The sequence below is a fragment of the Pseudomonas sp. C2B4 genome, assembly GCF_013359695.1.
GTDB lineage: Bacteria > Pseudomonadota > Gammaproteobacteria > Pseudomonadales > Pseudomonadaceae > Aquipseudomonas.
This window is the reverse complement of the sequence record NZ_JABFMU010000100.1, coordinates 1-11,397: the sequence shown is the minus strand read 5'-3', so window position 1 is coordinate 11,397 and position 11,397 is coordinate 1. Positions and strand designations below refer to the sequence as shown.

General features: G+C 61.2%; 7 protein-coding genes. 2 read left to right on the top strand and 5 right to left on the bottom strand.

The features are described from left to right. Positions 1–108: 108 nt before the first annotated feature. The 3 genes from HNQ83_RS30230 to HNQ83_RS30220 form a co-directional block, all read right to left on the bottom strand. On the bottom strand, positions 109–1,689 hold the full coding sequence (locus tag HNQ83_RS30230) for an aldehyde dehydrogenase (NADP(+)) (protein ID WP_175392502.1): 1,581 nt from the start codon (positions 1,687–1,689) through the stop codon (positions 109–111). Positions 1,690–1,699: 10 nt separating this feature from the next. After that, on the bottom strand, positions 1,700–2,692 hold the full coding sequence (araD1, locus tag HNQ83_RS30225; protein ID WP_175392501.1) for an AraD1 family protein: 993 nt from the start codon (positions 2,690–2,692) through the stop codon (positions 1,700–1,702). A 135-nt stretch (positions 2,693–2,827) separates the two neighbouring features. After that, the gene (locus HNQ83_RS30220) at positions 2,828–4,150 is read right to left on the bottom strand and encodes an MFS transporter (protein ID WP_175392500.1); all 1,323 of its coding nucleotides are present in this window, start codon (positions 4,148–4,150) and stop codon (positions 2,828–2,830) included. Between the two features lie 193 nt (positions 4,151–4,343). Here HNQ83_RS30220 and HNQ83_RS30215 point away from each other — a divergent pair, with 193 nt between their 5' ends. Continuing rightward, entirely contained in the window at positions 4,344–6,080 is a 1,737-nt protein-coding gene (locus HNQ83_RS30215; RefSeq protein ID WP_175392499.1) for an IlvD/Edd family dehydratase, read from the top strand. Positions 6,081–6,264: 184 nt separating this feature from the next. Beyond that, positions 6,265–6,984 carry a FadR/GntR family transcriptional regulator gene (locus HNQ83_RS30210; RefSeq protein ID WP_175392503.1) on the top strand — a complete coding sequence of 240 codons (720 nt, stop codon included), beginning with the start codon at positions 6,265–6,267 and terminating at the stop codon, positions 6,982–6,984. Between the two features lie 180 nt (positions 6,985–7,164). Here HNQ83_RS30210 and HNQ83_RS30205 read toward each other — a convergent pair whose 3' ends face one another. Next, the gene (locus HNQ83_RS30205; protein WP_175392498.1) at positions 7,165–9,549 is read right to left on the bottom strand and encodes an RND family transporter; all 2,385 of its coding nucleotides are present in this window, start codon (positions 9,547–9,549) and stop codon (positions 7,165–7,167) included. Positions 9,550–9,577: 28 nt separating this feature from the next. Continuing rightward, complete coding sequence (locus HNQ83_RS30200; RefSeq protein ID WP_175392497.1) at positions 9,578–10,630, bottom strand: YCF48-related protein; 1,053 nt, start codon at positions 10,628–10,630, stop codon at positions 9,578–9,580. Positions 10,631–11,397: the final 767 nt, after the last annotated feature.

The following is an 11,397-nucleotide window of genomic DNA, read 5'->3' as shown; positions in this document are numbered from 1 at the left end:
GGGGGAGCCACCGTGCCGGCGTCGTCGTTGTTCAATTCGATAGATTTCCAGACTGTTCCGCCGCTTTCGCGAGCAGGCTCGCTCCCACAGGTGTTACGTGAGTGGGAGTTAGATCGCCTCGCGCGACGGCTTGCCATCCACCAGCCGCTGAATACCCAGCGGATTGGCGTTTTTCAGCGCCTCCGGCAGCAAACTGTCCGGGTAGTTCTGGAAACACACCGGGCGCAGGAAGCGGTCAATGGCCAGGGTGCCCACCGACGTGCCCCGCGCATCGGATGTCGCCGGATACGGCCCGCCATGGACCATCGAATCACAGACCTCCACCCCGGTCGGATAGCCGTTGAGCAGGATCCGACCGACCTTCTGTTCCAGCAACGCCGTCAGCTCGCCGAACTGGGCGAAATCCGCGGGTTCACCGATGATCGTCGCCGTCAATTGACCGTGCAGTCCGTTCAACGCCGCGCTGAGTTGCGCCTGATCCGCCACTTCGACCACCACCGTGGTCGGGCCGAACACTTCTTCTTGCAGCACTTCGTCGCCTTCGATCAGCAGGCCGGCATCGGCCTTGAACAACTGCGGCTGTGCCTGGCGTCCTTGTTGCGGATGACCCGCCAGATGCTCGATACCGGGATGATCGAGCAGTTTCTGCAAGCCTTTGCCATAGCTACCCAGGGTCCCGGCGTTCAGCATGGTTTGCGCCGGTTGATCGGCCATCATGTCTGCCAGCGACGTCAGGAATGCAGTGAACTGTGGCGAACGAATGCCGATCACCAGACCAGGGTTGGTGCAGAACTGACCGCAGCCTTGAACCACCGAAGCCGACAGGCCTCGGGCGATGGTTTCCGTACGTTCTTGCAGCGCCTGGGGCAGCACGATCACCGGGTTGATGCTCGACATTTCGGCGAACACCGGGATCGGCTGCGGGCGTGCCGCCGCCATGTCGCACAGCGCCCGACCGCCCTTGAGCGAACCGGTAAAACCCACCGCTTGAATCGCCGGATGCTTGACCAGTGCTTCACCGACCCCGCCGCCGTAGATCATGTTGAACACACCCGCCGGCATCGCGGTTTTTTCCGCTGCGCGAATGATCGCATCGGCCACGTGCTCGGCGGTGGCCATGTGACCGCTGTGGGCCTTGAACACCACCGGGCAACCGGCGGCCAGCGCCGCCGCGGTGTCGCCACCAGCGGTGGAAAACGCCAAGGGAAAGTTGCTGGCACCGAACACCGCCACCGGGCCGAGGCCGATGCGGTATTGGCGCAGGTCGGGGCGCGGCAGCGGTTGCCGCTCTGGCAGTGCCCGGTCGATCCGCGCACCGTAGAAATCGCCGCGTCGCAGCAAATTGGCGAACAGGCGCATCTGGCCGCTGGTGCGCCCGCGCTCACCGATAATTCGTGCCGCCGGCAACGCGGTTTCGCGGCAGACCAGGGTCACAAATTCATCGCCCAGCGCATCCAGTTCATCGGCGATCGCCTCAAGAAACTGCGCACGCCGTTCGGCACTCAGGCTGCGATAGGCCGGGTATGCCCCGGTGGCAGCCTTGGCGGCGGCATCGACTTCTTCCGGCGTGGCCTGGATGAAGTCATGGGGTAATGCCTCGCCGGTTTCGGCATCGACGCTTTGCAGTTTCACGTCGCCCAACGCGCTGCGCTGGCCGCCAATGTAGTTGTGACCAAGAATTCGGGTCATCAATAGCTCCTCAAAGTGTGCCGACGGTGCCGGGTTCGAACGCCGCTTCAACCGGTGCGATGCCATTGATCAACGGCGCGCCGAATTCGGCCTGGCTGATCTCGAACACATCCCCAGGTCGGGTGCGCACGCCATCGGCGAACGACAGGGTCGCGGTGCCGAAGAAGTGAATGTGCACGTCACCGGGACGCAGGAACTGGCTGTACTTGAAATGGTGGAATTCCAGGTTCGCCAGGCTATGGCACATGTTGGCCTCGCCACTGAGGAACTCGTTCTGCCACAGCACTTCACCGTCGCGCAGAATGCGGCTGGTGCCCGCCAGATGCTGCGGCAGCTCACCCACCCGCAGTTCCGGGCCGTAACTGCAACTGCGCAGTTTCGAATGGGCCAGGTACAGGTAGTTCTTGCGCTCCATCACGTGATCGGAGAACTCGTTGCCCACCGCGAAACCCAGGCGATATGGCTTGCCGTCGTGACCGATGACGTACAGGCCACTCAGCTCGGGTTCCTCACCGGCGTCTTCGGCAAACGGCGGCAACGGGAACGGCTGGCCCGGGCGCACGACAATGCTGCCGTCGCCTTTGTAGAACCATTCCGGTTGCACACCGGCCTGCCCTGCCGCCGGTTTACCGCCCTCCACGCCCCACTTGAAAATGCGCATGGTGTCGGTCATCGCCGCTTCGTCGCCGGCCTGCTGATGCATCTTGTCCCGCGCTGAAGCGCTGCCCAGGTGGGTCAGGCCGGTGCCGCTGACCAGCATGTGCGCCGGGTCCGGGTGATCGAGCGGCGGCAGAATGCGCAGTTGCGCCAGCAGTTCGCTGTAGTCGTGGCTGATGCCCAGCCCCAGGGCGTGCACCTGTTGCTCAAGCGTGTTGCCCGCCTCGATCGCCGCCAGTGCCAGATCGCGAACCGTACGCGCGTCCTGCACTTCACGCACCAACCCTTGCTCGACCACACCCACCCGGCGTTCGCCGTTACTCAATTCGAATTGAACCAAACGCATGAATTTTCTCCTGTTTAATCAAACGCCGCTGTCCCTTGTGGGAGCGAGCCTGCTCGCGAAGGGGCCGTCACATCCAACATTGATGGTGACTGACACTCCGCTTTCGCGAGCAGGCTCGCTCCCACAGGTTTTATGTCAGGTTCTGGAAGCCCCACGCGCACTCGCCGCAAACTCATCCGCCGGCAACACATGCTTGCGCTCCAGCAGGCGATAAACCACGCCGGTCAGCACCAGGCCGAACACCATCACGCAGGACAGGAAGTACAGGCCCGAAGCCAGGTTGCCGGTGTATTCCTTGAGTGCGCCGATCACGAACGGGCCGATGTAGCCGCCGAGGTTGCCCACCGAGTTGATCAGGGCAATCCCCGCCGCCGCGCTGGCGCCGGCAAAGAACCGGCCGGGCAAGGTCCAGAACACCGCCGTGCAGGAAAACAGTGCGAATGCCACCAGGCACAGCGCCATCAATTGCAGCACCGGGAACGTCAGCCAGGCACTGAGGAACAGGCCGATGGCGCCCAGCACGTAGAGCACCGCCAGATGGCCGTAGCGATCATTCAAGCGGTCGGAGCTGCGCGGGATGATCAGCAGGCCGATGATCCCGAAAATGTACGGCACCGATGACACGAACCCGGTCACCAGATCGCTGCCGCCAAACTGCTTGATCAGCGTCGGCAGCCACAGGCCCAGGCCATAAATGCTCAGAGTCACCGGCAGGTAGAACAGCGCCAGGAGCAGCACGCGCTTGTCCTTGAGGGCGTGCAACGGGTTGCCGTGACGGGTCTGGCCATACTGTTCCAGGTCCTTTTTCAGCTCGCCGGCCAGCCAGTCCTTCTCAGTCTGGTCCATCCATTTCACCTGGTGCGGGCCATCCGGCAACCAGCGCAGCGTCGGCCAGGTCAGCAGGATCGCCGGGGTGCCGATGACGATGAACAGCCACTGCCAGCCGTGCAGCCCCAGTACGCCATCCATGCCGAGTAATCCACCGGACACCGGGCCGGTGATCATCATCGCGATTGGTTGCGACAGGATGAACAGCCCGAGGATCTTGCCGCGATGGCGAACCGGGAACCATTGGGTGATGTAGTACAGGACACCCGGGAAGAACCCGGCTTCCGCCGCACCGAGCAGAAAGCGCATCAGGTAGAAGCTGTTCGGTCCCTGGACGAAGGCCATGCCGATGGTGATGGCACCCCAGGTCACCATGATCCGCGCGAACCAGCGCCGCGCACCGAAGCGATCGAGCATCAGGTTGCTGGGGATTTCCAGCAGGAAGTAGCCGATGAAGAACAGCCCTGCGCCCAGGCCATAAGCCGCGTCACCCAGACCGATGTCGGCGCCCATGTGCAGTTTGGCGAACCCCACCGCGGAGCGATCCACATAGGCGATCAGGTACAGCAGGATCAGGAAGGGAATCAGTTTCAGCGTGATGCGACGAATAAGCCGCAGTTCCTGGCTCATGAGATCGGTCTCCGATTGTTGTTTTTATAGAACCTCGGGGGACACCTCTCACGGTAAACCGCCAGGGCCATCCCTCCGCTGAAAACGACTATATAGTAATACTAATTACCCAACAACACTTCCAAATAGGCGAATTTGCGCTTATGTTACGCCTCAGCTCGAACAATATAGTCATACAATAAGAGAATCGATCATGTCTGATAAGAAACCCACCCTGCGCTCCGCCTCATGGTTTGGAACAGCCGATAAAAACGGCTTCATGTACCGCAGCTGGATGAAGAATCAGGGCATCGCCGACCACCAGTTCCACGGCAAGCCGATCATCGGCATCTGCAACACCTGGTCGGAATTGACCCCGTGCAACGCGCATTTCCGCCAGATTGCCGAGCACGTCAAACGCGGGGTGATCGAAGCCGGGGGCTTCCCGGTGGAATTCCCGGTGTTCTCCAATGGCGAATCCAACCTGCGCCCCACCGCCATGCTCACCCGCAACCTGGCGAGCATGGACGTTGAAGAGGCGATCCGTGGCAACCCGATCGATGGCGTAGTGCTGCTGACCGGTTGCGACAAAACCACTCCGGCCTTGCTGATGGGCGCAGCCAGTTGCGACGTGCCGGCCATCGTCGTCACCGGCGGGCCGATGCTCAATGGCAAGCACAAGGGCAAGGACATCGGCTCCGGCACTGTGGTCTGGCAGCTCAGCGAGCAGGTCAAGGCTGGCACCATCAGCATCGATGATTTCCTCGCGGCCGAGGGTGGCATGTCCCGTTCGGCCGGTACCTGCAACACCATGGGCACGGCCTCGACCATGGCTTGCATGGCGGAAGCCCTCGGTACTTCCCTGCCCCACAACGCGGCGATTCCAGCGGTCGATGCGCGCCGTTATGTGTTGGCGCACATGTCCGGCATGCGCGCAGTGGAAATGGTTCGCGAAGACTTGAAGCTGTCGAAGATCCTGACCAAGGAAGCCTTCGAAAACGCCATTCGCGTCAACGCAGCGATTGGCGGCTCGACCAACGCCGTGATTCACCTCAAGGCCATCGCCGGACGCATCGGCGTGGAGCTGGACCTGGACGACTGGACTCGCATCGGTCGCGGCATGCCGACCATCGTCGACCTGCAACCGTCCGGGCGCTTCCTGATGGAAGAGTTCTATTACGCCGGTGGTTTGCCAGCCGTGCTGCGCCGCCTCGGTGAAGCCAACCTGATCCCGAATCCCGACGCGCTCACGGTGAATGGCAAGTCGATCGGCGAGAACACCAAGGACGCGCCGATCTACGGTGAAGACGAAGTGATCCGCACCCTCGACAACCCGATCCGCGCCGACGGCGGGATCTGCGTGCTGCGCGGCAACCTGGCGCCACTGGGCGCCGTGCTGAAACCGTCCGCTGCCACACCTGAATTGATGCAGCACCGTGGCCGCGCTGTCGTGTTCGAGAACTTCGACATGTACAAGGCGCGCATCAACGACCCGGAACTGGACGTCGACGCCAACTCGATCCTGGTGATGAAAAACTGCGGGCCGAAGGGTTATCCGGGCATGGCCGAAGTCGGCAACATGGGTCTGCCGGCCAAGCTGCTGGCCCAGGGCGTGACCGATATGGTGCGCATTTCCGACGCCCGCATGAGCGGCACCGCCTACGGCACCGTGGTACTGCACGTCGCACCGGAAGCGGCGGCTGGCGGACCTCTGGCGGCGGTGAAGGAAGGTGACTGGATCGAACTCGATTGTGCCAGTGGCCGTCTGCACCTGGACATTCCGGATGTCGAACTGGCAGCGCGCATGGCCGACCTGCAGCCACCGCAGCAACTCCTGGTGGGGGGCTATCGTCAGCTGTACATCGACCATGTGTTGCAAGCGGATCAGGGTTGCGACTTCGACTTCCTGGTCGGCTGCCGTGGCGCCGAGGTGCCGCGTCACTCCCACTAACACCCCCTGCCCCTGTGGGAGCGAGCCTGCTCGCGAAAGCGGTTTATCATTCAACGTTTGTGTTGGCTGACACTCCGCCTTCGCGAGCAAGCCCGCTCCCACATTTGCCTTTCACCCACCTCAAGATTGCGCCGTGCCTGTTATCATGGCCGGTATCCCCCCGCACAGGACCGCGTCGCTCGCCATGGATTACCGCAAACCCTCCGACCGCAAAAGCATGCACTCGCGCATCGTCCAGGAACTGGGCATGCAGATCGTCTCCGGGCGGTTCCTGCCGGACGACAAACTGCCCGCCGAAGCCTTGCTGTGCGAGGAGTATGCCGTCAGCCGGCCGGTGTTGCGCGAGGCCACGCGGGTGCTGGTCGCCAAGGGCCTGGTGTATTCCCGCCCACGGGTCGGCACCGTGGTCAAGCCGCGCAAGGACTGGCACATGCTGGATCCGGACGTGCTTCACTGGCTGATGCAAAGCAGCCCGCAGAATGAGTTCTTCGACCTGCTGACCAGCGTGCGCAGCATCATCGAACCCGCCGTCGCGGCCCTGGCAGCGCAGTTCGCCACGGAGGCGGATATCGCCTCCATCGGCGAAGCCTACCAACGCATGGAAGCCGCAGCGACGCCGGAAGCCCTGCTGCAACCAGACCTGGATTTCCACAGCCGCATCGCCGATGCCACCCACAACGACCTGCTGGCCAACCTGTGCAACATGCTCTCGGTGGCGATTGCCGAAGCCCTGAAGCATTCCAACCAGCGGCCGAACCTGCATGAACTGGCATTGCCACGGCACAAGGCGATTTTGACCGCGATCGAGAACCGTGATGCGCTGGGTGCGCGGCATGCGACGCTGGTACAGCTCGATGATGCGCGCAATGCGTTGAATGTGGTGTTGGGCAACGATCCCTCTTAATCAACACAGATCCATTGTGGGAGCGAGCCTGCTCGCGAATGCGTAGTGTCGGTCGACAACTGCATTGACTGAAGCACCGCTTTCGCGAGCAGGCTCGCTCCCACAGGGGGTTGGTGTCGAATTTGAGATATAAAAAAGCCGCAACCCTGAGGTTGCGGCTTTTGTGTTTCTGATCAGGGATCAGTGAGCAAACAGCGAATTGCCCTTCTGCCCCGCCAGTTTCTCCGGTTTGATCAAGAACCGCGCCAGGGCTGGCAGCAGCCAGAGTGCGCCGAACATGTTCCACAGCAGCATGAAGGTCAGCATCAGGCCCATGTCGGCCTGGAACTTGATGGCCGAGAAGATCCAGGTGCACACGCCGATGGCCAGGCACAGACCGGTGAACAGCACGGCCTTACCGGTGGACTTCAGCGTCTGGTAGTACGCCTCTTGCAGCGGCAGGCCGGCACGCAGGAAGCTTTCCAGGCGGCTGTAGATGTAGATGCCGTAGTCCACGCCGATCCCCACGCCCAGTGCCACCACCGGCAGGGTCGCAACCTTCACGCCGATGCCCATGAAGGCCATAAGGGCGTTGCCGAGCACAGAGGTCAGCACCAGCGGCAGCACGATGCACAAGGTCGCCGCCCAGGAACGGAAGGTGATCATGCACATGACCGCTACGCAGATGTACACCAGGATCAGAATCGTCAGCTCGGACTTCTTGATCACTTCGTTGGTGGCTGCCTCGATACCGGCGTTACCGGCGGCGAGGATGAACTCCAGGCCTTCCTTGTTGTTTTCCTTGGCGAACTCCTGCACCGCATGCACCGCGCGATCCAGGGTTTCAGCCTTGTGATCGTTGAGGAACACCAGCACCGGCGCCAGGGAGCAGTTGTTGTTGTACAGGCCATCGGCACGGGCAATGGAGTTGTTCAACACGTCCGGGTTACGCGACAGGGTTTCCCATTTCAGGTTGCCTTCGTTCATGCCCTTGATCATCTGCTTGGACACGGTCACCAGGGAAATCGCCGACTGCACGCCCTCGGTGTTCTGCATCTTCCACATCAGCTCGTCGATCGGCGCCATGGCTTCGTAACGCGAGCAGCCTTCGGACTTGGTCTTGACCATCACCACCAACACATCGGAACTGGTGGAGTAGTTGTTGATGATGAAGTTGTTGTCCTTGTTGTAGCGCGAGTCCGGACGCAGTTCAGGAGCACCCTGATCGAGGTCGCCGATCTTCAGGTTCTGGCTGTACCAGAGGCCGCCGCCAAAGGCGATCAACGCCAGCAGGATCGAGACCGGCGCAACTTTCGCGCTGGCAAAATTCGACAGCAGGCGCCAGAACGGGTGCTCGCGGGTCGCGTCTTTCTTGCTGCGGTCCACGGCGCGTTTGCTGATACCCACGTAGGAAATCGCTACCGGCAACAGGATCAGGTTGGTGAACACGATCACCGCCACACCGATGGATGCACCGATGGCCAGTTCACGGATCACGCCGATGTCGATGATCAGCAGCGTGATAAAGCCCACGGCATCGGCGAGGATCGCGATCATCCCCGGCAGGAACAGTTGGCGGAACGTACGACGTGCAGCGGTCAGGGCGTTGTCCGCCTCACTGGATTGCAGGGCGATACCGTTGATCTTCTGCACACCGTGGGAAATACCGATGGCGAAGATCAGGAATGGCACCAGCATCGAGTAGGGATCGAGGCCAAAACCGAAGAAGTGCATCAGGCCCAGTTGCCAGATCACCGCCACCAGCGTCGTGCTCAACACCGCCACGGTGCTGCGCATGCAGTTGGTGAACCAGTAAAGCAGGATCAGGGTGATGACAAAGGCGACACCGAAGAACATCACCACCATCACCAGGCCGTCGATCAGGTCGCCGACCTTCTTGGCGAAACCGACGATGTGGATCTTGACGTTGGGGTTCTGCGCTTCGAATTTGTCGCGGATCTTTTCTTCAAGATCGTGGGAGAACTTGCGATAGTCCAGCGCCAGCAGTTTGCCCTGGTCCTGCGGGTCCGGGTAGGACTCCAGTAGCGGGATGTCGACGATGCTCGACTTGAAGTCGTTGGCCACCAGCCGCCCGATCTGCCCGGACTTGAGCACGTTGTTGCGCAGCATGTCGAGGCTTTGCTGCGAGCCGTTGTAGCTCTGCGGGATCACTTCACCACCGGCGAAGCCCTCCTCCGTCACCTCGGTCCAGCGCACGCTCGGGCTCCACAGCGACTTCAGACCGGAACGGTCGACGCCGGAGATGTAGAACACTTCATCGTGGATCTGGCGCAGGGTCTCCATGTATTCCTTGGAGAAGATGTCGCCATCGGTGGCTTCCACGGAAATCCGTACGGTGTTGCCCAGGTTCGCCAGATCGTTGCGGTGCTCCATCATCTTCTGAATGAAGGGATGCTCCAGCGGGATCATTTTTTCGAAACTGGTGGACGGCCGGATCAGCGTCGCCTGCCAGAACAGGAAGATGCTGACCAGCAGGCAGATGGTGATCACTGCCGGGCGGTTGTTGAAAATCAGGCGTTCAAGAAACGTCGCCTTGTCCTGATGATGAGTGCTCAAGGAAGTCATAGCCCCGCCTTCTTATTATTAACGTAGCTCATTTGCCCAGCTCCGCGCCGTTTGGCGAAGTGGCGCGAACGCCGCCTTGTCCACCCAGAATCAGATTGCCATTTCCTGCACCGACCACCGAAGAGATGGAAATACGATCGCGGCGGTTGAAGACGCTGAAGGTTTCGCCGTTGTCGCTGCTGCTGATCACCGAACCGCCGTTGCCGACGATCACGATGGAACCGTCGTCGAGCAACGTGCCGCCGGACAGACCGAACTCCAGGGCACCGCGTTCAGCCTTGAGCTCGACCTGCTCCCAGGTGCTGCCGAAATCCGTGGAGCGGTAAAGATTGCCGCGCAGGCCATAGGCCAACAGCGTATTGGGTTGCGCGGTGCCGATGACACCGAACAGCGAGCCTTCGTACGGGCCTTCGAGTTTTTCCCAGGTCTGGCCCCAGTCGGCAGAGCGGAACATGCTGCCCTGCTCACCCACGATGAACAGCCCGGCGTCCTTGACGGCGGCGATCGCGTTGAGGTGGTACTGGTCTTCGTTGTCCAGCCGGTCGCTGACGTCTTCCCAGTGCTTTCCACCATCGGTGGTGGCCATCAACGCACCGTAAGCGCCCACGGCAAAGCCGCTGTTGACGTCCTGGAACCAGACGTCGAGCAGCGGCGATTCGCGTTTGAGATCTTCGAATTGCTTGGTCCAGGTGAGACCGCCGTCCTCGCTGGCGAGGATCTGCGCGTCATGACCGACGGCCCAGCCGTGCTTGTCATCGGCAAAGAACACCGAGGTCAGCAGTTGCCGGGTCGGCACCTTGGCCTGGGTCCAGGTCGTACCCTGGTCATCGGAATACAGAATGTGCCCGCGATCCCCGACCGCCACCAGGCGCTTGCCTGCATGCACGACATCGAGCACCAGGCTTTTGCTGGCCTTGGCCGATTCAACGGAATAAACAACGTCGGATGCCGGCGCGTCAGCCGCCAGCACAGGTGCCGACCACACGGCACAGCCCAACAGCGAGAGCGCTGTAGCCAGCAACGCGTATTTGCGTAATGCCGGCGGGCGGCAGATACCCACACCCATGACAGGCTCACTCATAGACCTTCCCCCATTATTATTGTTAGGTCGTTCAACCTTTCAGGGCGCCGTAAGGGTGTTCGTCGGGATGACCTGTTTCAGAGCATAGTCCTGAAACCCGCAATCCAGAGCCCCTTCGGAAGCTGGCTTATCCTATCGGTGTTTTTCGACGGCTGACAATCGACGGCACGTTATGTTTTGTTAACCGGAGGGGGTATGGGGGTTTTCTGAATGATGGGGTATTGGGTGGGGTGATGGTGGTTGGCGGTTTGTGGGAGCGAGCCCGCTCGCGAAGGACGTCAACGATAACGCGCCCTGCCTGAATGACCCTGTTGCCCAGACGTTTTTCGCGAGCAGGCTCGCTCCCACAATTGGATTGGATATATCCGCGAAATCATGTCGGCTACGAGGCCGTACCGCAAAAGCCATCGAGGCGGCCTGACAGCCGACCTGACTTTTGCAGAAGCACCGGCCCCTGTGGGAGCGAGCCTGCTCGCGAAAAACATCAAGGCAACGCGATCATTCAGACAGGACGCGTTATCGTTGACGTCCTTCGCGAGCAGGCTCGCTCCCACAGGGGATCCAGGTACATCTGAAAGAATTGGGTCGGCTGGCAGGCCGCCATCGCGGGCAAGCCTTGCTCCTACAAAAGCAAAAAGCAAATCGGTACACAACCGCTCCCGCTCTTCGCCACTCATCAGGCCGAGCGTTAGCTCGCCTTCAGCTTTTGATCTTGATCCACCCGCCCCTTCGGAAGGCTGAGTGGAGGCGTTCATCCGGGGATGGGC